Here is a 24,379-nt window from a genome sequence, read left to right as displayed (position 1 = left end):
CTGCGGAGGCTCTCGCGGCGCGACGTCGTCGCGACGGCAAGCTACGGTTGCGCGCGGCGACGCGCCCGACGACCATCGCGTCGGTGAAGACCGTGCCGGCCAGGGACCCTCACGGCGTCGGATGAGCGCGACCGTCGTCGTCGGCGACTGCGAGCTCGTCCGGGCGACGTGCATCGAGCTCGCCCGCGCCGGGACGACGGCCACGCCGCTCGACGGCGCGGAGGCCGATGTCGAGCTGCCCCGGCTGCTCGACGACGCGGAGCGCGTCGTCATCGCGACGCGCTCCGACGCGCTCGCACTGCGGCTCGTCCTCCTCGTGCGCGACCGCGCGCCGGAGATCGATCTCGTCGTCACCGTCTTCGACGGCACCCTCGCGGCCGAGCTGCGCGGCCCCGGTCTGGACTGCCGGGTGGTCGCCTCCGCCGAGGTCGTCGCGGCCTCGGTCGCGGGACCGTGCGCAGGCGGCGCCGACGCGTTGAGCCGGAGCGCGCGCGGCGTCGAGGATCTCGAGGCCTCCGAGGCGGTCGTCCGTCGTCCGCACGAGGAGCATCGGGTGCCGCTGCCCGCGCGGGCTTGGCGCGGTCTCTCGTCCCTCGCCCGCCCGCACGACACCTCGGCGCAGATCCTCGTCGCCGGTCTCGCCGGCCTCGCGCTCATGCTCGCGATCGACGTCGTCATCGGTCTCACGGCCCTCGACGAGGACCCGGTCGAGGCGCTCTTCTACGCGACGCGCATCCTCACCACCGTGAACGGCAACGACGCGCTCGTCGAGAGCTCGGCCGCGATCCGGCTCATCTCGGTCCTCACGATGCTCGGCACGCTCGCGTCGATCGCGCTCTTCTCGGCGGGGCTCGTGAGCCGGATCGTCGAGCCGCGGCACGTCGGCATCGTCGGCCGCCGGTCGATGCCGCGGAGCGACCACGTCGTCGTCATCGGGATGGGTCAGATCGGCCTGCGCACCGCGCTCCTCCTCCGCGACGCCGGCGTGCGCGTCGTGGGCGTCGACCGCGACCCCGCGGCGGTCGGCGTGCGCCTCGGCAAGGCCGCCGGCCTGCCGATCGTCATCGCCGACGCCGAGGACAGGGCGCTCCTGCGGCGCGTCGGCGCGAAGAGGGCCCGGGCCGTCGCCGCGGTGACCTCCGACGACCTCGCGAACATCGAGGTCGCGATGGCCGCGCGCGCCGTGCGTCGGGACGCGACCGTCGTCATGCGCGCCGGCGACGGCGAGATCGCCCGCGAGACGCGCTCCCTCCTCCACCTCGGCGTCGTGCGGGACGGGCACCGCCTCGTCGCGATCGCGCTCTGCGCCGCGGCGCTGCGCGACGTCCCGTCCGCGGTCCTGCTCGACGGCGGCGCCGACCGGGGCTGGGTCGTCCTCGAGAGCGGGGAGCCGCTGCGCTGGCCTGCCGGCCGGGACGCCGACCCGCCGGGCGACGCCGCGGCGGTCCCCTCCCCGCGGGGCACGCGCGCGGAGCGCTGAGGCGCCTCCTCAGGGGAGGGCCGCGAAGGCGGCGCCGAGCGCGCCCCGGACGCCGCGCGGGAACCTCCCGAACGGCTCCGGGTCGATGCGCCGCGCGCCTCCGCTGCCGGCCGCGCGCCACGTCCCGACGACCTGGCCGTCGGCGACGACGGTCGGCCGGAAGACGCCGTTGCGTCCCGGCACGATGCGCTCCGCGTAGGCGTCGGGCACCACGGCCGAGCGGTCGGCGTAGCCGAGCACGTACTCGTCGAACCCGGGCAGGAGGTGGACGCCGGCGACGTCGTCGCGCGCGGCGGCCAACCGGTCGGGCGTCGCGGGGTCCATGAAGTGCTCGACGCCGTCGGCGTCCACGGCCTCGAGGGCCGGGCGGGCCCCCGCGAGACCCGCGCGCGCGTCGCCCATGGTGAGCCCCGCCCAGCGTGCGAAGTCGTGCACGGTCGCGGGCCCGTGCCCGCGGAAGTAGCGCTCGGCCCACTCGACGAGGGCCTCCTCCGGGTCCGGGCGGCGCGGGTCGGGCACCCACTCCTCGAGGAGGACGACCTCCTGCTCGCCGTCGCACATCGGCCCGAAGCAGACCACCCCCGTGAGCGCGAGGTGGTGGAGGAGGTGGTAGCCGCGGCCGCCGGCCGGCGAGAGCCCCGCCTGCTCCCAGCGGGCGAGGATCTCGGCGCGCGGCAGTCGGCCTCCCCCGCCGAGCGCGTCCTCGACGATCTCGCGGGCACGCGCGATCGCCGCGTCGTCGACGCCGAGAGCGGCCCGCCGCGCGCGGTTTCCCGCGACGACGCGCGGCGCGGCGACGGCGAGCATCCATCCGAGATCCTCGGCGGGAACGAGGTGCAGCGTCCCCCGCATCGGCCACGAGCGGACGACCTCCCCGGCGTCCATCGCGGCGACGACCTCGTCGCGTGAGCGTCCCGCCGTCCGCAGAGCGACCGACGTGATCGCGCCGGGGAGATCCTGCGCCTGGACAGCGGTGAGCCGGTGGACGGCCTCGCGCGGCGTCTCGCACGGCGGGCCCGCGATCCGCTGGGCGGTGAACCGCAGCCGCGCGATCTCGTCGTGCTGGAGAGGCACGACGCGGACGCTACTCGACCCTCGGGGGTGATCGGGGCGGTCCGATCTTCGTCCAGCGTTGAGGTTGGGCTCGTACCTTTCGGGCATGAGCGCCGTCGTCCCCAGCACGCGTCGTGAGGAGCTCGAGGAAGCTCGGGAGTCGCTCTCATACTGGGAGGGCCGCGCCCGGTCGCTCGGACGGGGCCGCGGCGCCCGCGCGCAGCGTCGGGAGGCCATGGAGCACGCCGAGTCGTGCCGGTCCCGCGTCGCCGAGCTCGAGCGCTCGCTCTACGGCGCCGGGACCCGCGGCGCGCTCGTGCTCCTCGCCGAGGAGGGGCGCCTCCCCGAGGCCGCCCGCCACGCCGGCCGGACGCTCGCGCGGCGCGGCCGGACCGCGCTCATCGTCACCGCGGTGGTCGCGGTGACGGTGACGCTGCTCGTCCTCGCGGTCGTCATCGCGATCGCGATCGCGATCCTCGGGGTGGCCTGAGTCAGCGCCGGGCCACCTGGGGGCTGCGCTCGGCCGGCTCCACGCTGCGTACGAGAGCGCGCGCGGCGTCGGCGATCCGCTCGGCGTCCGGGAGCGTCGAGGCCTCGCTCGTGCGGGAGTACGGGATCGTCCGCTCCGGCGCGACGCGCCCGAAGCGCGCCGGCACGCCGCGCTCGGCGATGACGGCAGCGATCTCGCCCGTGAGCCCGAAGGCGCGGTAGTCCTCGTCGACGGCGAGGACGGCCCCCGTGCGGGCGGCGAGACGCTCGACCGCGTCACGGTCGAGCGGCGCCACGCTGCGAAGGTCGAGAACCGCCGCGTCGATCCCCGTGCGTGCGAGCGCCGCCGCCGCCTCGAGGCAGCGATGGACCGCGACGCCGACGCTCACCAGGGCGACGTCGGCTCCGTGTCGCACGAGCGCCGCCTTCCCGAGGGGGATCGGCGCGACCGGGTCGTCGACGGGGCCCTCCGCGCCGGCGCGGGGGACGTCGAACGCGACGGTCGTGCGGTGCCCCGAGCCGAGGTAGTCGAGCCAGTAGTCGGCGAGGAGCTTGTGCTCCATGAACACGACCGGACCGTCGTGGCGCAGCGCGGCGACCATGAGCCCCGCCGCGTCGGCGGGCGTCGAGGGGACGACGACCGAGAGCCCCGGGATGCCGGCGAGCATGCCCCACAGGCACTGCTCGTGCTGTCCGCCGTCGCCGTAGCCGCCGCCGCACGCGGTCCGGACGACGAGCGGGCAGTGCCACCGGCCGCCCGAGAACGCGTCGAGCTTGGCGGCGTGGTTGAGGAGCGGGTCGAGCGTGACGCCGACGAAGTCGACGAGCATGAGCTCGGCCACGGGGCGCAAGCCGGCCATCGCTCCGCCCACGGCCGCCCCCATGAACGCCGCCTCGCTGATCGGCGCGTTGCGCACCCGGCCGGGGCCGAACCGGACGAGGAGGTCGCGTCGCAGCAGCCGGACGTCCTCGCCGAGGACGACGATCCGCTCGTCATGGGCCATCTCCTGCGCGAGGGCGCGGTCGATCGCGGCGGCGAAGGTCGTCATGCCGCGATCTCCGAGACGGCGAGCGCGCGGTCGACCGCGTCGCTCACCTCGCGCGTGGCCCTGGCATCCGCGGCGCGGCGGGCGGTGCCGGGGAGGCGCCTCCCCGCGACCGCGAGCGGATCTCGCGCGGACATGCGCTCGACCGCGGCCCCGGCGAGCGACTGCGTGACAGCCGCGAGACCGGCCATCCGCGCCGCCGGCCGGGCGCCGGGGCGACGACAGGTCGCCGTCGCGAGGCCACCGAGGATCCTGCGCGAGTCCGCCCCGAGCGGGGAGCGCAGCATGCGCAGCAGGGGATCGCCGAGGAAGTGGCCGTCAGGGCGGTGGCAGCGGGCGATGAGGAGGGTCGGACCGCCGCCGCGCCGCGCGCGCCGCACCGCCAGAGCCGCGCTCCGGCTCACGCTCCCGACGTCGGTGCCACGCACCCGCCGGACCGGCAGTCCGAGCCCTCGGGCGCGGGTGCCGAGCTTCCCGGCGGTGACGCTTCGCGAGACGGTGGTGATCGCGAGGGCCGAGTCCTTGCAGACGAAGACGACGGGCAGCCGCCAGGCGGCCGCGAGGTTCATCGACTCGAGCAGCATCCCCTGGTTCATGGCGCCCTCGCCGAAGAAGGCGACGGCGACGGACCCGGGCCGCAGACGCTGGGCGGCGAACGCGAAGCCGGACCCGAGCGGTCCCGAGGCGCCGACGATGCCCGAGGACGCCGCGAGGGCGTCGGGGGCGAGGAGGTGCATGTGCCCGCCCTCGCCGCCGCACAGTCCCTTCTCCGAGCCGAGCATCTCGAGGAAGAGGGACTCGAGATCGACGCCCCGTCCGACGAGCGGCGGCGTCGAGCGGTGATCGAGCGCGAGTGCGTCGCCGTCGCGCAGCTGGGCCGCGACGCCCGCCGCGATCGCCTCCTCACCGATCCCCAGATGCATCTCCCCGGAGACGAGGCCGCGCTCCCAGAGGTCCCGCAGCGACTCTTCCACGCGGCGCATCCGGACCATCGAGGCGTAGAGCTCCTCGAGCGGGACGGACCTGTCTGCCGGGACGTCCATGCGGCGAGTCTCCCGACACCGCAGCGCCGGCCGCATCCGTGGAGAGTACGGCCGGGCCTCGGCGGTCTGCCCCGTCCACCGGGGCGGCTGCTCAGCGCACCTCGGGTGGCAGAGCCGAGTACGGCGACGTGCGCAGCGCGTCGCGGATGACCCTCGCCGCTCGCGGGTGCCGGGAGAGCCGGAAGGGGCCGCTCGTCCTCTCTCCCTGGTTGTACTGCAGCATCCGCGTCCGGCGGTGGGCCCGGACCCAGGTGAACAGCCGGCGCGCGAACGCCGCGTCGTCGGCGCCCCACATCGCCCACTCGGCGAGGGCGAAGGGCCGCCGGTGCCCGGAGGCGTAGCGACGGTAGAAGCGGTCGAGGCCGCGGAAGTTCGGGTACTTCGAGTAGAAGCTCGTGCCGACCCAGTCCACGTAGCGGCGGCCGGGCCAGAAGCGCTCGGGGGCGAGCGCCGCGACCTGGGGCGAGCCGGCGGTCATCGGCGCCCACATGAGCGCGAGCCGCGGGACCGGCAGGGTCTCCTCGTCGGTGCGCAGCCGCGGCTGGCCGAGTCGGCGCAGCCGGGCGTCGATGCGGGAGACCGAGCCGCCGCGCAGCACGAGCGCGGTCCGGCGCCACGCGGCGACGAAGCGCCTTGCGCCGTGGTCGCGGCCTCGCGAGCGGCCGTCGCAGCGCAGCGGCGCGTAGGCGTTGCGGCAGTTGTTCATCTCGGCCATGAGGCGCAGGTAGACCGGCGCGCCGTGCTCGGCGAGGCGGCGGTTGAGGGCGACGAGCTCGGCGTCGCCCTCTCCCCTCGCGATCTCGCCCGGGGCGATGGCTCCCGCCCGGTCCTGGGCGTTCGCGGTGCTGAGGTGGAGCATCACGCGGGCGGGGACGGACGCCGCGCGCCGGAACGCCCACTCCTTGCCCTCGCCCCACTGCACGAACTGCTGGACGACGGCCGGCCGCGGGCCGAAGGCGTCGGGCTCGCCGCCCGTGACGCCCGACCAGACCTTGCCCGGTGGAGGGAGGTACTGCCCGGCCGCGGCGGGCCCGGCGAGGGCTCCGGCGACGAGGACGGCGAGCAGCGAGACGAGGCAGACGGCGGGGAATCGACGCATCCACCCGGTGATCGGCGGCGAACGCGCGAGGTTGAAGGTGAGCCCCCCGGCCAGGCGCCGAACCGGATTCCTCCGTTCACATGGCCACGGGGGAATCCGGTTCGGCGGGGCAGGGCGGTGGTCAGGGGGCGCCCAGCTGGAGCGCCATCTCCGTCACGAAGTCGATGAGGCTGTCGTCGTCGACCGGGAGGGTGCCGTCGAGGCGCCGGGCGACGAGCGCCGTGAGCGCGCCGGCGATCGCGGTCGCCGCGAGGACCTCGCGGCCGGGGCCGATCGGCGCCGAGCCGAAGAAGGTCGCCCGCTGCTCGACGAGCATGTCCGCGAAGCCGCCGATGATCTCGCGACGCCGCCGCTCCAGCTCGGGGGTGCCGATGCCCTCGAGGAGCGCGGCGCGACCCTTCCGCGGGTCGCCGACGAGGACGCGGACGACGGCGACCGCCCCTGCGCGCACGCGGGCGCGGGGATCGTCGGCGGGGCTCGCGGCGGCGGCCTCGAAGATCGACTCCCGCACCTCGTCGGCGAGCTCGTCGATGAGCGCGACGTAGAGATCCTCGCGCGAGCGGAAGCTCTCGTAGAAGTAGCGCTCGGTGAGCTTCGCCGTGCGGCACACCTCGGTCATCGTCGCGTCGCGCCATCCGCGCGTGCCGATGACCTCGAGCGCGGCGGCGAGCAGGCGGGTCCGCCGCTCCGCGCGGCGCTGCTCGCTCGTGCGGCCCTTGAAGACGCGCTCGCCGGTCGCCATCGATGCTCATGTTGACAGATCGTCCTGTCATCTCTAGAAGTTCCTGACATGAATGCCTGTCAGTTCGTCCCGGTGACCGGATGACCCCCGCGCTCGACGAGCCGGTCCGGGGCCGCGCGGTCTCCGCGGACCCGCCGTGCCCGTTCGACCCGCGCATCGCGACGCAGGTCCGCGCAGACCTCCTCGACGAGACCCGCGCGCGCCGGCGCGTCGGGCTTCCGCCGGGGTCGCTCGCGCCCAGCGCGAGGAACACCCTCCTCACGACGACCGACCCCCTCCGCCTCGTCCTCGAGCACCACCGCCGCTTCGGCCCGGTGTTCACGATCCGCCACGCCCACCAGGCCGTCGTGTGGGCGATCAGCCCGCGGGCGACGCACCAGGTCCTCGTCAGCGAGGCCGACGCGTTCTCCTGGCGCGAGGGCCGGTTCGGCGATCTGTGGCCGCTCCTCGGCGACAGCTTCTTCGCGATCGACGGGCCGTACCACCACCAGACGCGGCGGATGCTCCTCCCCGCCTTCCACGCCGACGCCGTCGAGGACGTCGCCGACCGCATCGTCGCGGAGGCGGTGCGCGCCGCCCCGACGCTCCGTCCCGGCACGCGCGTCGACGTCAACCACTGGGTCCGCGACCTCGCGATGCGCGTCGCGCTGCGCGTCCTCGCCGGGTTCGACGGCGACGACGACGAGGCCCACGACTTCGCGGTCGCCTTCGAGCGCGCGCTCTCGTTCCACTCCCACCCTCTCCCCCTCCAGATGCTGCGCGGGCCGGGGACGCCCTTCGCCGAGATGCAGCGCACGCGACGCGAGCTCGACCGCCTCCTCGACGTCCAGATCGCGCGCGGCCGGTCCTCCGACCGCCCGCGCGGGCTCCTCGGGATGCTCCTCGCCGCCACCGACGGCGACGGACGTCCGCTGCCCGACCGCACCGTGCGCGACCACCTCATGTCGCTCCTCTTCGCCGGGCACGACACGACGACCGCGACCTTCACGTTCCTCGCCCACGAGCTGGGCCGCAACCCGGCCGCGCGCGACGCGCTCCTCGCCGAGCTCGACGACGTGCTCGGCGACGCGGACCCGACCCCCGACCAGCTCGACGGCAAGGCGCTGCCGGTCCTCGAGCGGACACTCGGCGAGACCCTGCGCCGCTACCCCGCCGCCTGGGTCGGCCCGCGCAGGACCGTGCGCGACGTCGAGCTCGACGGCGTCCTCGTGCCCGCCGGCGTCGCCGTCCACTACTGCAGCTGGGCGACGCACCACCTCGACGAGCTCTATCCCGAGCCGCTCGCCTTCCGTCCCGACCGCTTCCTCCCGGGCGGCGAGGTCGACTCGCTTCCGAAGGGGTCCTACGTGCCCTTCGGCGGCGGTTCGCGGATGTGCCTCGGCAAGCGCTTCGCGCAGTACGAGCTGAGGGCCATCAGCGCGGTCGTCCTGCGTCGCGTCCTCCTCGACGGCGACCCTGCCGACCCGCTGCGGATGGCGTTCTCGCCGACGCTCGGGCCGCGCGACGGCCTGCGCTTCCACGTCCGCGCACGTTGAGACCGGGGGCGGCGTCGGTGCGTCCCGGGTCCGCCGGGGCGCATCGACGCCGCGTCGGTTGACGCGGCTGCCCCGACCAGGCACGCTCGCACCGGAGCCGCGACACGAGGAGGGGCGACATGGGACTCCACGTGAGGAGGACGGCACGCCGGGCGGCGGCCGGGATCCTGCTCGGCCTTCTCGCGGCGCCGGCCGGCGCCGCCGCGGTCGGGCACACGGGCATCCCGACGACCGGCCCCGTCGCGGTGGCGCCCACCGCGGTCCTCGAGTGGCGGATGCCCGAGCGCTTCGACGAGGGCTGGAAGGCTTGGCGCCGCACGGCGGCGACGTACCGCTCGTCGTACGTGTCGCCCTCGAGCTGGACGATCGAGATCGACGGCTGTCGCTCCTCCGGCCGCGGGAGCAGGATCGTCCGCTACGAGGTCGGCGTCGCCGGCGTCGGCCACGCCTTCACCGGGACCGCCGGCGGGACGTCGTGCCGGCAGCGCGTCACCGGTCTCCCCCGTCTCGGCGACTACGTCATCGGGCTCACGGTCCGCACGGAGGGCGGAGGCGTCGCGCGGGCGGCGGAGCGCGTCACTCTCCGCGACTGGCTCGTCGTCTCGCTCGGGGACTCGATGGCCTCCGGCGAGGGATCGCCCGACCGCTCGGGCCGGTACCGCCTGCGGACCGACCTCGACAGCACGAAGGACAAGCTGCGGTTCCTCAAGCACCTCGCCGTCGGCCATCCACGACCGGACGCGAACACCGACTTCGACGTGCGCGAGAGCCGCGCGGTCACCTGGAAGGACAAGCGCTGCCATCGCTCCGCCCGCGCCGGCCACGCGCGCGCCGCCCGGTCCCTCGAGCGGCGGGACCCCCACTCCTCGGTCACGTTCGTCAGCCTCGCCTGCTCGGGAGCGAAGGTCGCCCACCTCCTCGACACGACCTACAGCGGCCAGCAGCCGCCGGTGGATCCGCGGCCGAAGCGGCTGAAGCCGCAGCTCGGCGTGCTGCGCTCGCTCCTGCGCGCGCGGGCGCCGGGCTCGCCCGCCGGGCCGCGATCGGGGCGGCGCATCGACGCGCTCCTCCTCTCGATCGGCATCAACGACGTCGGCTTCTCGACGATCGTCGAGAAGTGCGCGCAGAACGTCGCGTCACCGAAGTACGGCGATCCCCGATGCGTGACCGACACGCGCGTGGACAGGAAGATCGACGGGCTCGAGAGCAAGTACGACCGCCTCGGCCGCGCGCTGCGGGGCTTCGACATCGACGAGGTGTACGTCACCGACTACCCGGCGGCGCCGTTCGGTCGCGGGGACCGCAGCGGCGGGTGCGGCATCCTCGGGCTCCGCCTCGTCGGCATCAAGCAGGACGAGGCCGACCGCATGTACGTCGCGGGACGCCGCCTCAACGGGCAGCTCCGGGCGGCGGCGAACCGCCACGACTGGAACTTCGTCGACGGCATGACGGAGCGCTTCCTCGGCCGCGACTACTGCCGGCACCACGAGCGGCGGAACTTCGTGCGGCTCGAGGAGTCGCTGCGCAAGCAGGGCACCGAGCACGGCACGTCGCATCCGAACCCGCGCGGCCATGCCCAGATGGGCAGCCTCCTGCGCGATGCGATCGGGCTCGGCCTGCCGGACGGCCCGTTCGTGCGCACGACGCTCGTCATCGACGAGGTGAAGCTCGGAAGCTCCTTCCGCGACCAGCTCGACGACCTCGACATCACCTTCCACCCGTCGGCCCAGCAGGAGGTGACCGTCCGCCGCGGGGTCCAGTTCATGGGCCGCTGGCGTCCCCTCGGCCTCGAGCTCGAGACCGACGTCCACGACCCGCCGCGGCCGCCGCGGTTCGCGACCGGCATCCGCGTCGAGCTGCGCCCGCACAACGCGTCGACGCACGTCATCCGCATCCGGCACGACCGCCGCGACTCGTGGGGCATCGGGGCGCACGAGGTCGCGAGCGAGCCGACGGAGGAGCACCCGGAGGGCTTCCTGCGCGTCCGCTACAGGGTCCGCGCCGAGCCCGTGGCGGGCCCGGCTCCGCCGGGTCCCGTCGCGGTCGAGGCCCGCCGCTGACCCTCCCCGTCGCGTGAGTGCGGATCCACCGGGCCATGCGCCGGGTGGATCCACACTCACGCGGGGAGGGCGGTCAGCCCGAGAGGGCCGCGAGGCGCTCGTCCGCCCACGCGAACGCCGCCCGCTGCGCGGCGGTGACGACGACCGGGTCGCCGTCGTGGACGAGGCCGCGCTCGGCGGCGAGGACGATGCGCAGGAGCGCGCCGTACGGCCCGCCTCCGGTCTCGAAGGCCTCCCGCACCTCGGCGACGAGCGGGAGTCCCGAGAGCGCCTCGTGACGGGTGATGCCGAGGAGCCGGTCGGCGACCGAGAGCAGGCCGACCGTCTCCGCCGTCGGCACGTCGAGGCCCGCGTCGAGCGCGAGGACGGCCATCGTGTGGGTGCGGGTCAGCGCCGTGGACATGAGGCTGTCGTCGCCGCCCGCGACCCCTCCGACGAGGACGAGCGCCGCCCACTGGCGGACGCGCTCGGAGCCGAGGCGGACGAGCGCCTCGCGCACCGTCTTGACGGGCTGGCGCCCGGCGTAGGCGGCGGAGCTGAGGAGCCGCAGGAGCATGACCGAGAGCGCCGGGTCGGCGCTGACGACGCGATCGACGTCCTCGAACGTCACGTCGGGGCGCGAGAGCTCGGCGACGGCCAGCAGGCCCGCGCGGGTCGCGGCGGGGGGCCGCTGCGTCCCCACGACCTCCGCGGCCCCGACGTGCCAGCCCTGCAGGAGGTGGCAGTCGGCGGCGAGGCACCCGCCCGCCTCCTCGCGGCTCTCGACGCCCGCGGCGACGACCGTGAGGCGGCGGCCGGCCAGGTGCCCGGCCGCGCGGGCGATGCCGTCGAGCCCGTGGTCGGCGATGTCGAGCTTCACGGCGCTCACGACGTCGAGGAGGCCGGCCTCGACGACGGCCGGCGTGAGCCCGTCGACCGCGACCGCGTAGCGCGCGGCGCGGAGCTCCCTCAGGCGCTCGGGCAGACCCGGGGTCCGCGCGTCGGCGCTCGACACCTGGAGGACGACGCGCGCCGGGTCGACCGGGAACGGGTCGAGCTCGAGGAGGAGGGACGCGGAGATCGGCAGCCACGCCCGCAGCGGGCCGACGATGTCGAGGCCCTCCGGCTCGAGGAGGATGCGGGCGAGAGCGAGGGCGCGGGCGTCGTCACCCTCGGGCGAGCCGCCGCCCGGGAGCCGCGGGAGCAGCTCGTAGCCGCGCAGCCGCGCCTCCCGGTCGACGATGGGCTGGCGGGCGAGGAGGAGATCGGCGGCGCCAGGGCGCCCGTCGGGCGTCGAGGAGGGGGCGGCGGGCGCGGACATCTGGATCCCAGTTCGGCATACCGCGCCGCTTTCCCGAGTCCTCTCGGCGAATGATCGGTGCCGCGCCTCGTCAGTTCGCGGCCGCGGCGGCGGCCGGTGCCGCGGATCGCGAAGCGCTCGACGCGGCCACGGAGCGCTCCGCCGCGCGCTACGAGGCGCTCGGGGGCCGACCGGGGGCCGTCGTTCACCGACTCGTCATGGACACCCCGGCGCCGGCGCGGGAGGCTCCGGGCATGTGGATCCGTCGTCGTCTCCTCGGACCGGGAACCCTCGCGGCGCTGCTGTCCCTCGCCGTCCTCGCCGGCGGGTGCGGCGGCGACGACGACGAGCCCGCGGCGCCCGCCGACCCGGACCGGGGGGCCGCGCTGGAGCGGGCACGGGCCGTCGAGTCGGCCGTCGCGGCGTGGGCGTCCGCGGACTCCCTCGCCGAGGCGAAGGCCGCCGCCGAGCATGCTCGCAACCTCATCACCGGGCCGCACGTCCGCGGCGCAGGCGACGCAGACGGGGACGGCAGCCTCCGCGAGGTCGCGATCGGCCTCCTCCCCGGCGAGGACGGCACGCCGGGGATCGCGAGCCCTCTCACCTCCGGCTGCCCGGGCCGCGACGTCCTCGGCGGCTCGTGGGACGATCCGGCCGACCGCTGGGACGGGCTCTTCCGGCGCGTCGCCGAGTGGACGCCGGCGAACAACCGCTTCCCTGAGCTCCCGAGCCACGCCCAGCGCGTCGTGGGCTGGGCCTCGCTCACGCTCGCGAGCGAGTCCCTTGCGGAGGCGACGGAGTACAGCGGCCACGCGGCCGGTCACGCGCGCATCGTCACCGACGCGATCCGGGACCCGGGCGCCTCCCCCTGCCCCGGCGGCTGAGCCCGCGCGCCGCGCTTGGGCGCTCTACCCTCCGCCGGGTGATCGACGTCCTCGAGCGCGAGAGCCCGGCCGCGCACGTCGCCCTCGCCGGGACCGTCCTCGTCGACACCGGGGACGGGGGAGCCCGGCGCCGCAGCTCCCGCACGAGCGGGACGGCGTCCCGGTCCGGCCGCAGGCGCGTCGACGCCCTCGGCGTGAGGGTGAAGCCGCTCGATCCGGGTAGCGCCCGGCGATGTCCAGCCTCCAGACCGCCACGCCGCGACTGCGCGGCAAGCGGATCCTCCTCACCGGGGCGAGCTCGGGCGTCGGGCTCGCCGCCGTCGACCTCTTCGCGCGGGAGGGGGCGCGCCTCGCGCTCGTCGCCCGTCGCGCGGACGCGATGCGCGCCCACGTCGACCGCCACGGCCTCGACGCGCATGTCATCGGCGCGGACCTCGCCGACCGCTCGGCCGCCCGCGACGCGGTCGAGGAGGCCGCAGAGGTCCTCGGCGGCCTCGACGTCGTCGTCTCGAACCACGCCGCGGCCGTCTTCGGGCACCTCGGCGAGGTGCATCCGGACGACTTCGACCGCACCATCGCGGTGACGTTCACCGGAGCGGTCGACGTCGTCCGCGCGGCCCTCCCCCACCTGCGGCGCTCGCGCGGCGCGATCGTCGCGACCGGCTCGCTCATGACGCGGGCGCCTCTGCCGACGTGGTCGAGCTACGCCGCCGCGAAGCACGCGCTTCGGGGCTTCCTCAACTCGCTCGCCATCGAGGAGCGCGAGCAGGGAACGGGCGTCACCGTGTCCGTCGTCCATCCGGGCCCGATCGACACGCCTCTGTTCTCGCAGGCGACGTCGACGACGGGACGCAAGCCGCGCGTGCCGCCGGACGCCTACCGCGCCGAGGTCGTCGCTCAGGCGCTCGTGGAGAACGCCGTCCGCCCCCGGCGGGAGACCGTGCTCGGCGGCGGGACCGTCGCGCTGCGCCTCCTCTTCGACCACGCCCGGCCGCTCGCCGACAGGGTCTTCCTCCTCGTCGACCGCTGGTATCGCAGCGGCGAGGAGGAGGCGCCCGTCCCCGGCTCGCTCTGGCGCACCGAGAACCGCCCGGCTGCCGTCAGCGGAGGGATCCCCTCCCGCGACAGCCTCCTCGCCCCGCTGCAGCTCGGTCGGCGCCTGCGCCCCTCGCCGCGGACGCCGCTGACGCTCGTCCGCCACCTCGCCAGGACAGCGCGGCGCGCCGTCGCGCTGCGTGACGTGCTCCTCTCCCCGCAGCCCGAGAGGACGCCGCCCGCCGAGCCGGCGAGCACGCGGGAGCCCCGCCCGGTCGAGGAGCCCGTCGAGGTCTCCACCTAGGGCGCGGTCACCGGGCTGCGGGGGTCGACGAGGATCTTCGCGTGCCGCTCGGCATCGCCGAGCGCAGCGAACGCGGCATCGACGCCGTCCAGGCCCACCTCGCCGGTGATGAGCGGCCGCGGGTCGACGTCCCCCTCGGCGAGCATGTGGAGGGCGTCGCGGAACTCGAGCGGCGTGTATCCGATGACGAACCGCAGGTCGATCTCCTTGTTGATCGCCATCGCGGGCGTGAAGGAGTCGCGGCCGACGCACACGCCCACGACGACGACGCGGGAGAAGAGCGGAGCCCCGTCGATGATGCTCTCGATGACGCCCGGGACGCCGACGCACTCGAACACGACGGGGTGCTTCGGCCCGGCTCCCAGGGTCTCCGCGAGCCGCCACACGTGCCACCACCCGACCGGCAGCCGCCCGAGGCGCTCGGTCGTGGAGACCGCGAGCTCGAGCGCGTCGGGGATCGTCTCGAGGTGCCCCTTGCGGCCCGCCGCCGCGAACGGCGATCCCTCGCCCGGGTCGACGACGACGTCTGCCCCGCACGCGGTCGCGAGCGCGCGCCGGCCCGGGGAGTAGTCGCTCGCGACGACGCGACGCACGCCCTTCGCCTTGAGGAGCAGGATGACCGCGAGGCCGATCGGGCCGCACCCCACGACGACGGCGACGTCGCGCTTGCCGACGTCGCTGCGCTGGACGGCGTGCCAGGCGACCGCCATCGGCTCGGTGAGCGCGGCGACCGTCGGGTCGAGCCCGTTGGGCACCGGGAGCATGAGCGACTCCTCGACGAGCATCTGCTCGGCGTAGGCCCCCGGGGCGTGCACCGAGAGACCGACGGCGTCGACGTCGTGCGCGGTGCGCAGGAGCGGCAGCGCGACGACCGGGCTGCCCGTCGTGACGGCCCTCCGGCAGCCCGGGCCGTGCTCGGCGACCGCGCCGCAGAACTCGTGGCCGAAGACGACGGGGTCGGACGAGCGCCCCAGCCGGTCGAAGCCCGCGCGGGCGGAGACGTCGGCCCACTCGTCGGCGCCGGTGCGCGCGTGGAGGTCGGACCCGCAGATCCCGCAGCGCAGGACCTCGAGACGGACCTGCCCCCGTCCCGGCACCGGGTCGGGGACGTCGGAGACCGAGAGCTTCTCGTGCTGGCAGACGACGGCGCGCATCGCGCGACTCTCGCAGAGGGCGGTGACGCCGTCACGCCCTCCGCGAAGGAGGAGAGGTCGACGCGGCAGTCGCGGACGACGCCGCGCGGAAGGGGCAGGTCGTGCCGGCCCAGCGAGCGGCAGGCTGCTCGCGGCCCGCGCGTCCGGTCGGCGATGCTGTCGGGACCGTGTCCGACCTCGTCCTCATCGTCGACGACGAGCCGAAGCTCCGCGAGATGCTGCGGCGCACGCTCGAGCGTTCGGGGTTCGCCGTGCTCACGGCGAGCGGCGGCGCGGAGGCGCTCGAGATCGCCGCGCGCGCCCGACCCGCCCTCATCGTCCTCGATCTCGGGCTCCCCGACGTCCCGGGCGAGGAGGTGGCGCGCGAGCTCCGCGACGCCGGCGACGACGTCCCCATCCTCGTCCTCACCGCGAGGGCGGGCGAGGAGGACCGCATCGGCATGCTCGAGGTCGGCGTCGACGACTACGTCGCCAAGCCGTTCAGCCCGCGGGAGGTTGCGCTACGCGCCGAGGCGATCCTCCGCCGCGCGCGCGGCGACGCGGGTCGACGCGACGGCCCGCTCTCCTTCGGCGGCGGCGCGCTCACGATCGACGTGGCCCGCCGCGAGGTGTCGGTCCGCGGCACCTCGGTGACGCTCACGCCGACGGAGTGGGGCATCCTCCTCGCCCTCACCGGCACCCCGGGGCGCGTGTTCTCGCGGTACGAGCTCATCAACCGCGTGCGTGGCTACGAGTTCGACGGCTATGAACGCGTCGTCGACTCGCACGTGAAGAACCTGCGGCGCAAGGTCGAGCGGGACCCCCGCGCGCCGGAGGTCGTCGAGACGGTCACCGGCGTCGGCTACCGACTGGGTCTGCACGCCGATGCGTGAGGCGCTGCGACGCGCGACCCTCGCGACGCGCCTGGCGGCGGCGTTCGTCGCGGTCGGCCTCGGGGCGGTCGCCATCGTCGTCGGCGTCGTCGCCGTCACGTCGGGGCGAGAGACCGACGCGCTCGTGCGGGAGGACCGCGCGCGTGCCGCCCAGGAGGTCGCCGCCCTCCTCTCCGAGGCCTACGTCGCGGCGGGCACGTGGGCGACGGCCGACCTCGGCCCGGCCGTTCGCCGTGCGAGCACCTCGCGCGCCGCGCTCGTCGTCACCGACGTCTCCGGGAACCTCGTGGGGGCCGCCAACCCGCGGGGCCGACTCGTCCCGCTGCCCTCCGGGGAAGGGACGAGCGATCTCCCCGCCCCCGAGGCGCCACGGCGATCGGCCGACGTCTCCGCGGGCGGAGCGACGGTCGGTCGCGCGGAGCTGCGCTTCACGCGGGAAGGGCTGCTCAACCGCGGCGCGCGCGAGATCCGTGACGCGCTCGTGCGCAACGCGGTCGTCGCGGCCGTGTTCGCCGCCCTCCTCGCCGTCGCGACGGCCGCGTTCGTCGCCCGGCGCCTCCGATCCCCGCTGCGCCGGATGACGGCGGCCGCCCGCGATCTCGGCGCAGGGCGCCGCGACGCGCGCGTCGGCGACGCCGGCGCGCCCGCCGAGCTCGCCGAGGTCGGCGCCGCGCTCGACGCGCTCGCCGACTCGCTGGCCCGCGAGGAGAGCGCGCGCAGCGAGATGGTCTCGGACCTCGCGCACGAGCTCCGCACGCCGCTCGCCATCCTCCGCGGCAGCCTCGAGGAGCTGCTCGACGCCGGCGCGGCGCCGCCTCCCGAGGAGATCGCCTCGCTGCACGAGGAGGTCCTGCGGATCGAGCGTCTGACGAACGACCTCTCCACCCTCGCCGAGAGCGATCCGGCCGTCCTGCGCCTCGAGCGCCGCCCGACGGACCTCGCGGCGGTCGCACGCGACGTCGTGGCGGCCCACGGAGCCCGCGCGCGGAGCGCGGGCATCACCCTGCGCCTCGACGCCGGCGCCGCGGTCGCCCTCGCCGATCGCGACCGCGTCGCCCAGGCCCTGGGCAACCTCGTGGGGAACGCGCTGAAGTTCACGCCGGACGGCGGCAGCGTGACCGTCACCGCCCGCTCGGACGCCGAGGGCCCGCTGCTGGAGGTGGCCGACGACGGCCCGGGCATCCCGGACGACGAGCTGCCGCGGGTGTTCGAGCGCTTCTGGCGGGGTCGCGGCGCGCGCGGCATCGGCGGGACCGGCGTCGGGCTCGCGGTCGTGCGCCGCATCGCGGACGCGCACGGCGGCCGGGTGACGGCATCGAGCCCTGCGCAGGGCGGCGCGCGCTTCACCCTGCGCCTCCCCGCGGCCTGAGCGCGCCCCGCGCATCTCCACATCGTCTCCACATCCCCTCCACGGCTCTCGCACCGCCGTGCGGTGTCCTCCGTGCACCACCTCTCCCCCTTTCGCCTCAAGGAGCCGCACCGATGGTCACCCGACGTCTCACCCTCGCCCTCGCCACCACGGCCGCGGCCGCGGCCGGTCTCGCCGGCGGCCTCGCGGTCGCAGGCGCCGACGAGCCTCGGCAGGACGCGGGGCGCGCGTCGCAGTCGGCGTCCGGGGACGGCGGCCACCGCCACCACGCCCGCCACCGCGAAGCGGGAGGCCAGGAGCGCAAGGGCCGCCGGTCCGGCCGCCACGGCGCGTCGCGCGGCAAGCTGCGCCTCTCCGCGCAGGAGAAGACGGCCCTCGTCTACCTGCGCGAGGAGGAGAAGCTCGCGGGCGACGTCTACGAGAAGCTCGCCGACCGGCACGCCGACGCGCCGTTCTCGCGGATCGCGCGCAGTGAGGATCGTCACGCCTCCGCGGTGCAGCGCCTCCTCGACCGCGCCGGCGTCGACGATCCGACGACCGGCAACGCGGTGGGCGAGTTCGAGAGCGACGAGCTCCAGGACCTCTACGACCGGCTCATGGCCGAGGCCGCCGGCGGCCGTGTCGCCGCGCTGCGCGTCGGAGCGCTCATCGAGGAGACCGACATCGAGGATCTCCGCGAGCGCGCGGACCGCGCGACGTCGAAGACCGTCAAGCGGGTCCTCTCGCGGCTCGAGCGCGGCTCCGAGAACCACCTGCGCGCCTTCGTGCGGTCCCTCGACGCCCAGGGCGTGACCTACGTCCCGCAGGTCCTCCCGGCCGCCGAGGTCGCCGAGATCATCGGCTGAGGCCGGGCCGGTCCGCCGGGCCGGCCGCGAGGTCAGGCCCGGCGCGCCGCGTCCACGGATCCCAGGTCCTCGACGGCCGCCGCCGACCGCTCGATGATCGGCAGGCAGAGGTGCGGCGGCTGCATCTTCGGCTGGAACGGGCCGCGCCCGATCGTGTACGTCCACGAGTGGTACGGGTAGAGGATCGCGCTGCGGTACTCGTCCCACGCCTCCTCGAACGACGGGGGCTCGCCGCCGGCCGCTGCGAGGCGCTCGAGGTACCCGGTGAGGAGGTCGCGCTCCCACGCGCGCCGGTCCTCGACCTCGAGCGACGTCGTCATCGCGAGCGCGACGTCGAACGCCCACGAGCCGCGCATGCACATCTGCCAGTCGGTGAGGCCGGTGCGCCCGGCGCTCGTCGCGTAGAAGTTCCCGACGTGCGTGTCGCCGTGGAGGAAGGTCCAGGGCCGCCTCGTCGCGCGCACCATCGCGCGCTCGAACGCCTCCCATAGCTCGTCCGTGCGCTCGAGGAGGGCCGGCGGCATGACCGAGGTCGCGCGCTTCGCGCCGATCGCGGAGCGCTTGCGCATGTTGATCGACGACTTGATGCTGAAGAGGAGGTCGAGCGGCGTCCGCATCCAGCCGCCCTCGTGCTCGACCTCCGGGCTGCGCCACATGCGGCCGTGCAGGCGCGCGAGGTCGCCGAGGACGTCCTCGATGGCCTCGCGGCCGATCGGGCAGTCGGAGTGCAGGAAGCGCGCCCCCTTCGTCGCCGTGATGTCCTCGATGAGCGAGATCGAGCGCCAGGACCGAGGGTCCACGGCCGAGTGGTAGCCGCGAGGGGTCTCGATGTCGAGCAGCGGCCGCACCTCCTCGAAGAACCGCACCTCGCCCTCGATGACGCCGGCGAGGCCGAGGATGAGCCGCTGCGTGAGCGTCGTCGTCGTCTTCGCGTAGAGCGCGGTGGGCAGGCCGGCCGCCTGCCCGGCCTCGTCGTACTCGATCCGCAGCGCGTGGCGGGTCGAGGTGCCGCTGCTCGAGTCCGGCATGCGGCACCCGACGGCGTGCGCACCCGGATGGCGGGCGCAGAGGACCGCCGTGAGCCACTCGGTCGTGATCGCCTCGGCCGAGACCGGCACCTCCCCGGCCCGATGCACCCGCGGGCGCGTCACGGTCTCGGCGACGCGGTGGGCGGCCGTGGACCCGAGGCGGCCGAGGATCGTCGCGGTCGCGCCGAGGCGCTCGGCGGTGCCGATCTCGGTCGACGGGACCTCTGCGGTGGCGGTCATCTCGGTCGTCGTCATGGTGACGTGCTCCTCTCGTCGGTGGAAGGGCGGTGGTCGGCCTCGCCGAGATAGGCCGCCTCGAGCATCCCGGGGTCCCGCCCGAGGCGATCCGCGGGGCCTCGCAGGGCCACGTCGCCGTGGACGAGGACGGTCGCCTCGTCGGCGATCCCGAGGGCCAGCCGGACGTGCTGCTCGACGAGGAGGACGGCCGCTCCCGTCTCGGCGATCCCCCGAACGACCGGAAGGAGGCTCTCGACGACCGTGGGCGCCAGGCCCATGCTCAGCTCGTCGACGAGGAGCACGCTGGGCTCCTGGATGAGGGCGCGCGCCATCGCGAGCATCTGCTGCTCCCCGCCGGAGAGGAGCGCTGCTGGAACGTCCCACCTCTTGGCGAGCGCCGGGAAGGGCCCCAGCAGGTCGCGCGCCGCAGGGCTCGTCCGCGTGCGCGCCGCCTCGAGGTTCTCGGCGACGCTGAGGCGGCCGAAGAGGGCGCGATCGTCAGGCACGAGGACGACGCCCCGCCGACGCGCCTCCCTCGGCCGCGCGTCGGGCAGCCTCCTCCCGGCGACCTCGACCTCACCCGCGAGCCGCGGGAGCAGACCCGCGATCGTCTCGAGCAGCGTCGTCTTCCCGGCCCCGTTCGGGCCGAGGATCGCGTGCACCTCGCCGCGCCGCGCGGTGAGGTCCAGGGGCCGGACCGCCGTCACCGAGCCGTGACCCGCGCGCAGCCCGCTGCAGACGAGCGCCGTGCTCATGCCGTCTCCCCCACCGCGTGCGCGTGAGTCGTGCCGAGGTACGCGGCGACGACCGCGTCATCGCCGCGCACCTCCTCCGGCGTGCCGCGGGTGAGCATGCGGCCGAGGTCGAGGACGACGACCTCGTCGCAGAGTCCGAGGACGAGCCCCATGTCGTGATCGACGAGGAGGATGCCGAGACCCCCGTCGCACAGGGCCCTCAGCCGGTCCCCGAGCCACCGGCTCTCGTCGGTGTCGAGGCCGCCGGCAGGCTCGTCGAGGAGGAGGATCGACGGCCGGCCGGCGAGAGCGCGGGCGATCGCGACGAGCTGGCGCTCGCCCGTCGAGAGGTCCCCGACGACCCGGTCGGCGTCGTCGGCGAGGCCGACCGGCTCGAGGGCCCGGCGGACGGCGTCGCCCCCGTGGTCGTCGGCCGGGCTGGCGGCGAGCCCGACGAGCACGTTCTCCGCGACCGTGAGGTCGTCGTAGAGCTCGGCCGCCTGGAACGTCCTTCCGAGCCCTGCCCGCACCCGGCGGTGCGGCGGCAGCAGCGCGAGATCCTGCCCCGCGAGCGCGACGCTCCCGGTCGCCTCCGCGAATCCCGTGACGGCGTCGATGAAAGTCGTCTTCCCGGCGCCGTTCGGGCCGATGAGCCCGACGATCTCCCCGGGCCTCACCGCGAGCGAGACGTCGTCGACCGCGAGCACGCCCCCGTAGCGAACGGTGAGGTCCTCGACGAGGAGGGTCGCCGGCGCGCGTCCTGCGACGGGGGCGTCGGCCGTCCTGCCCGGCCCCGCGCCGCGCCGGCGACGAGGGTCCCTCGGCGTGACGCCCCGCGACGCCCTGCGTCGTGCGAGCGCATCGTGCACCGGCCGGACGAGTCCTTCGGGGTTGAGGATGATCGTGAGGACGAGGGCGGCCCCGAGGACGATCTCGAACCACGCGCCGCCGCCGAGCCACGTGGTGAGGGCGTGCGAGACGAAGCCGTTCGTCACGAGGAGCCCCGCGAGGAGCGCCCCGGACACCGACGTGATGCCGGCGACGTAGGCGGTCGCGAAGACGGCGAGTCCGGTGAAGATCTCGAACGAGTCGAACGTGACGTTCGTGAGCTGGTAGCCGTGGAGCGCGCCTCCGAGCCCGGCCAGGAACGCCCCGATCGCGAACGCGGCGACCTTCGTACGGACGACGTCGATCCCCGCGGCGGCGGCGGAGCGCTCGTTCGCCCGCACCGCGAGCATCCCCGACCCGAGCGAGCTGCGGCGCAGCCGCGCGACGCCGAGCGCGGCGGCGACGAGCACGACGAGCGCCATGAGGCAGAACTCGAGGCGCGGGTAGGCGGCTCCCGTGCCGACCGAGAGGTCGAGTCCGAGCAGCTCCGCCGGCGCGACGTCGACGCCGCCGCCGGGGACGAGGTCGGAGTTGCGGAAGACGAGCGCCTCGACGGTGACGGCGAGCGCGAGCGTGACGACCGCGACGGCGATCCCGCGGACTCGGAGGGCCGGAAGTCCGACGACGATTCCGACGACGCCCGCGCCGGCGGCCGCGAGGACCGGCGCGACCGGGAACGGGACGCCGGCGTCGTCTCCGAGGACGCCCACGAGGAAGCCCGCGACGCCGGCGAGCGTGAGCTGCGCGAGCGAGATCTGGCCCGCGTACCCCGTGACGACGACGAGCGAGAGGGTGATGAGCGCGAAGACGATCGACGTGAGGAGGGCCCCGCGCCAGGCGCCGTCGAGCAGGACGAGCGCGGCCGCGGCCGCGACGGTGCCCGCGAGGGCGGGCCGCGCGAGCTCGCGCGGCCGCGGCGCCTGCCCGAGCGCACGGACGGTGACCTCGCCGCGCGTGGGCAGGGCGCGTCCGGTCGCGACGAGCACGGCGAGTATGAGGGCGAGGGGGATCGCCTCGGCCAGGCCGCTCGACGGCAGCCAGTCGTGCCGCGTCGCGAGGAACGTCGCCTCGGACTGGAGCATCCCGATCGCAAGCCCGCCGAGGACGACGGGTGCGAGCGCCTCGAACCGGCCGAGGAAGGCGGCCGCGAGCGCGGGGACGATGAAGAGGGTGTAGGAGATCGGCACGAGCGGGACGATCGGGGCGATGAGCACGCCGGCGAGGCCGGCGACCGCTCCGCCGATCGCCCAGTTGAGGGCGGCGATGCGATCGGGTGAGATCCCGCTGACGTAGGCGCCGCGCTCGCTCTCCGCCGACGCGCGGGTGTGGAGCCCGAAGCGCGTGAGCCGGCTCATGAGGGCGAAGGCGACCGCGATCGCCGCGACGACGGCGGCGAGGAGAACGCGGTCCGCGGTGACCGAGATCCCCGCGAGGTCCCACGTCTCCTGCGGGAGGATCGGGTCGACGAGGACCGCCGACGAGCCGAGCCGCTCGGCCATGAGGCCCGTGAGGACGATCATGACGCCGATCGAGGCGACGGTCCGCGCGACGGGGAGCGCTCCGCGCAGCGGCCGGTACACGAGCACGTGGAGCACGAGCCCGAGCAGCGCCGAGACGGCGAGCGTGACTGCGAGCGCAGGCCAGAGCCCGAGTCTGTCCCCGACGGAGACGGTCTCGGGCAGGCCCGGGAGGAGGACGAGGATCTCGCCGTCGCGGAGGAACGCGTAGGTGTAGGCGCCGTACAGGGCCATCGCCCCGCACGCGAGGTTGAGGACCCCGGAGCTGCGGTAGGTCACCGTGATCGCGAGGGCGAGGGCGGCGTACGTGCCGCCCGCGCCCAGGCCGAGCACGAGGAACTGGATGTGCTCACGCATCTCGCGTCCTCCGCGTCGGCCTCAGCCCGCCGGCAGCTCGAGGGTGACGTCGATCGCCTTGTACTCCGTCACCTTGCCGTCGCGGGAGAGCGGAGCCTCGAGACCGTCGCCGTTGCAGAAGCCCGGACCCAGCGGGTACTGCTTCCCATCGCACCGGAACGCGAGCCCCGCGCCGAGCGGGATCGGCGTCTCGGGCATCGCCGCGAAGGCCTCCTTGACGCCGTCGGGCGTCACCTCCCCCTCGTGGTTCTCGAGGGCGGCGGCGAGCGCGAGGGTGACGCGGTAGCCGATCGGCGCGAGGGCGGCCTTCGTCTTGCCCTTCGCGTACGTGTCCATGACGGCGTCGTAGAGAGCGAACTCCTCCTCGATCTCCGCGCCGCCGTCGGCGGGCGGGAACGACGCGCCGGTCGCCGTGATGCTGAGTCCCTCGGCGCCGTTGGGCAGGCCCTCGCCGGGCGTCCCCGGGAAGCACTGCGTGATCCCGGTCATCGGCCCGTCGAAGGAGAGCGTCTGGGCCGCCCGGAAGACGGCCGTGCAGAGGTTCGACTCGCCGATGACGTGGATCGCCTGGGCCCCGTCGTCGATCGCGGACTGGATCTGCGGGGTGACGTCGGGCGTCCCGAGCGGGACCGGGACGACGTCGAGGTCGACGCCGGCCGCACCGAAGTAGCCCTTGCCGACGGTGTTGACGCCGTCGGTCGCGGCGGGCACGTCCGTCACGACGTAGGCGGCCTTCTCGACGCCCTTTTCCTTGTCGGTCTGCGCGGGGATCGCGAAGGCCGCGGCGATCGCGTTCGTGAGGACGTAGCTGCCCGGCGTCGCGAACGCGTCCGGGTCGATCGCCTGGTCGGAGAGCACGACCGCGCCGCCCTCGGCGACGCGCTTGGCGACGACGCCTCCCTGCGTGGAGGCGCCGAGGAGGACGACCGGCACCTCGGCCCGGAGCATCTCGTTCGAGCACTTCGCGGCGCCCGCCGGCGTCGCCTTCGTCTCGCACACCTTCAGCTCGACGGGTCGGCCGGCGATCCCGCCGCCGTACTCGTTGAGGTAGGCGACGGCGGCGCGGGCCGCGTCGATCTCGCTCGAGAGGTCGCTCGCCTGGGTCTTGCCGTCCCCGACGAAGCCGATCGTCACCGGCGCGCCGGTGAGGGGCTCTGGCGTGCCGAGCGCGGCGGCCGCCGGCTCGGCGGCCGCGCCGCCGTCCGCCGTCGCCTCGTCGTCGTCCCCGCATCCGGCGGCGGCGACCGCCGCGCCGGTGCAGGCGAGCGCGAGCGCGCGCCGCGCCCACTTGCTGGTGGTGCTCATGGTGACCCTCCGGTCGTTCGTGGT

General features: G+C 75.4%; 20 protein-coding genes. 9 read left to right on the top strand and 11 right to left on the bottom strand.

Going from position 1 to position 24,379, the window contains the following annotated elements; all coding sequences use genetic code 11:
* The first annotated feature begins 121 nt into the window (after positions 1-121).
* Entirely contained in the window at positions 122-1,480 is a 1,359-nt protein-coding gene (locus ACME2J_RS10145; protein ID WP_495544791.1) for an NAD-binding protein, read from the top strand.
* 9 nt (positions 1,481-1,489) lie between these two features.
* Here ACME2J_RS10145 and ACME2J_RS10140 read toward each other — a convergent pair whose 3' ends face one another.
* Entirely contained in the window at positions 1,490-2,554 is a 1,065-nt protein-coding gene (locus ACME2J_RS10140; RefSeq protein ID WP_495544790.1) for a winged helix DNA-binding domain-containing protein, read from the bottom strand.
* Positions 2,555-2,639: 85 nt separating this feature from the next.
* On the opposite strand from ACME2J_RS10140, the gene ACME2J_RS10135 reads away from it, so the two are divergent.
* Positions 2,640-3,023: a hypothetical protein gene (locus tag ACME2J_RS10135; protein ID WP_495544789.1), complete on the top strand. Its 384-nt coding sequence runs from the start codon at positions 2,640-2,642 to the stop codon at positions 3,021-3,023.
* A 1-nt stretch (position 3,024) separates the two neighbouring features.
* On the opposite strand, the gene ACME2J_RS10130 is transcribed toward ACME2J_RS10135, so the two are convergent.
* The 4 genes from ACME2J_RS10130 to ACME2J_RS10115 form a co-directional block, all read right to left on the bottom strand.
* The gene (locus tag ACME2J_RS10130; RefSeq protein WP_495544788.1) at positions 3,025-4,071 is read right to left on the bottom strand and encodes an alpha-ketoacid dehydrogenase subunit beta; all 1,047 of its coding nucleotides are present in this window, start codon (positions 4,069-4,071) and stop codon (positions 3,025-3,027) included.
* The gene (locus ACME2J_RS10125) at positions 4,068-5,111 is read right to left on the bottom strand and encodes a thiamine pyrophosphate-dependent dehydrogenase E1 component subunit alpha (RefSeq protein WP_495544787.1); all 1,044 of its coding nucleotides are present in this window, start codon (positions 5,109-5,111) and stop codon (positions 4,068-4,070) included. Before ACME2J_RS10125 ends, ACME2J_RS10130 begins: the two co-directional genes overlap by 4 nt.
* 91 nt (positions 5,112-5,202) lie before the next feature.
* The gene (locus ACME2J_RS10120; RefSeq protein WP_495544786.1) at positions 5,203-6,210 is read right to left on the bottom strand and encodes a glycoside hydrolase family 26 protein; all 1,008 of its coding nucleotides are present in this window, start codon (positions 6,208-6,210) and stop codon (positions 5,203-5,205) included.
* Positions 6,211-6,331: 121 nt separating this feature from the next.
* Complete coding sequence (locus ACME2J_RS10115; RefSeq protein ID WP_495544785.1) at positions 6,332-6,952, bottom strand: TetR/AcrR family transcriptional regulator; 621 nt, start codon at positions 6,950-6,952, stop codon at positions 6,332-6,334.
* 80 nt (positions 6,953-7,032) lie between these two features.
* Between ACME2J_RS10115 and ACME2J_RS10110 the strand changes: the two genes are divergently transcribed.
* Positions 7,033-8,487: a cytochrome P450 gene (locus ACME2J_RS10110; protein ID WP_495544784.1), complete on the top strand. Its 1,455-nt coding sequence runs from the start codon at positions 7,033-7,035 to the stop codon at positions 8,485-8,487.
* A gap of 119 nt (positions 8,488-8,606) precedes the next feature.
* Complete coding sequence (locus ACME2J_RS10105) at positions 8,607-10,547, top strand: GDSL-type esterase/lipase family protein (RefSeq protein ID WP_495544783.1); 1,941 nt, start codon at positions 8,607-8,609, stop codon at positions 10,545-10,547.
* A gap of 73 nt (positions 10,548-10,620) precedes the next feature.
* Here the strand turns inward: ACME2J_RS10105 and ACME2J_RS10100 are convergent, their stop codons facing one another.
* A complete protein-coding gene (locus ACME2J_RS10100; RefSeq protein WP_495544782.1) occupies positions 10,621-11,847 on the bottom strand; it encodes an EAL and HDOD domain-containing protein in 1,227 nt (408 codons plus the stop codon).
* A 233-nt stretch (positions 11,848-12,080) separates the two neighbouring features.
* Between ACME2J_RS10100 and ACME2J_RS10095 the strand changes: the two genes are divergently transcribed.
* Together ACME2J_RS10095 and ACME2J_RS10090 are read left to right on the top strand one after the other, a co-directional pair.
* Entirely contained in the window at positions 12,081-12,710 is a 630-nt protein-coding gene (locus ACME2J_RS10095) for a hypothetical protein (RefSeq protein ID WP_495544781.1), read from the top strand.
* A 232-nt stretch (positions 12,711-12,942) separates the two neighbouring features.
* Positions 12,943-14,049, top strand: coding sequence for an SDR family NAD(P)-dependent oxidoreductase (locus ACME2J_RS10090; protein ID WP_495544780.1), 1,107 nt, complete (start codon positions 12,943-12,945; stop codon positions 14,047-14,049).
* Here ACME2J_RS10090 and ACME2J_RS10085 read toward each other — a convergent pair.
* Positions 14,046-15,203 (bottom strand): zinc-binding dehydrogenase, encoded by a 1,158-nt coding sequence (locus ACME2J_RS10085; RefSeq protein WP_495544779.1) that lies wholly within the window; start codon positions 15,201-15,203, stop codon positions 14,046-14,048. The two genes, ACME2J_RS10090 and ACME2J_RS10085, sit on opposite strands and share 4 nt — an antisense overlap.
* A 167-nt stretch (positions 15,204-15,370) precedes the next feature.
* Between ACME2J_RS10085 and ACME2J_RS10080 the strand changes: the two genes are divergently transcribed.
* From ACME2J_RS10080 to ACME2J_RS10070, 3 genes are all read left to right on the top strand, one after another.
* Entirely contained in the window at positions 15,371-16,075 is a 705-nt protein-coding gene (locus ACME2J_RS10080) for a response regulator transcription factor (RefSeq protein ID WP_495544778.1), read from the top strand.
* A complete protein-coding gene (locus tag ACME2J_RS10075; RefSeq protein WP_495544777.1) occupies positions 16,068-17,444 on the top strand; it encodes an ATP-binding protein in 1,377 nt (458 codons plus the stop codon). Before ACME2J_RS10080 ends, ACME2J_RS10075 begins: the two co-directional genes overlap by 8 nt.
* A 113-nt stretch (positions 17,445-17,557) precedes the next feature.
* On the top strand, positions 17,558-18,289 hold the full coding sequence (locus tag ACME2J_RS10070) for a DUF2202 domain-containing protein (protein WP_495544776.1): 732 nt from the start codon (positions 17,558-17,560) through the stop codon (positions 18,287-18,289).
* Positions 18,290-18,321: 32 nt separating this feature from the next.
* Here the strand turns inward: ACME2J_RS10070 and ACME2J_RS10065 are convergent, their stop codons facing one another.
* Genes ACME2J_RS10065 through ACME2J_RS10050 form a run of 4 tightly spaced genes read right to left on the bottom strand, consistent with a single transcriptional unit; the run spans position 18,322 to position 24,355 of the window.
* Positions 18,322-19,572 carry an aminoglycoside phosphotransferase family protein gene (locus tag ACME2J_RS10065; protein WP_495544775.1) on the bottom strand — a complete coding sequence of 417 codons (1,251 nt, stop codon included), beginning with the start codon at positions 19,570-19,572 and terminating at the stop codon, positions 18,322-18,324.
* Entirely contained in the window at positions 19,569-20,309 is a 741-nt protein-coding gene (locus ACME2J_RS10060; protein ID WP_495544774.1) for an ABC transporter ATP-binding protein, read from the bottom strand. The genes ACME2J_RS10065 and ACME2J_RS10060 overlap by 4 nt, the downstream gene beginning before the upstream one ends.
* Positions 20,306-23,050: an ABC transporter permease subunit gene (locus tag ACME2J_RS10055; RefSeq protein WP_495544773.1), complete on the bottom strand. Its 2,745-nt coding sequence runs from the start codon at positions 23,048-23,050 to the stop codon at positions 20,306-20,308. Before ACME2J_RS10055 ends, ACME2J_RS10060 begins: the two co-directional genes overlap by 4 nt.
* 21 nt (positions 23,051-23,071) lie before the next feature.
* On the bottom strand, positions 23,072-24,355 hold the full coding sequence (locus ACME2J_RS10050) for an ABC transporter substrate-binding protein (protein ID WP_495544772.1): 1,284 nt from the start codon (positions 24,353-24,355) through the stop codon (positions 23,072-23,074).
* Positions 24,356-24,379 lie beyond the last annotated feature (24 nt).

Source organism: Paraconexibacter sp., from assembly GCF_059438195.1.
The sequence above is the reverse complement of the archived record's forward strand: the minus strand, read 5'-3'. Positions and strand labels throughout refer to the sequence as shown.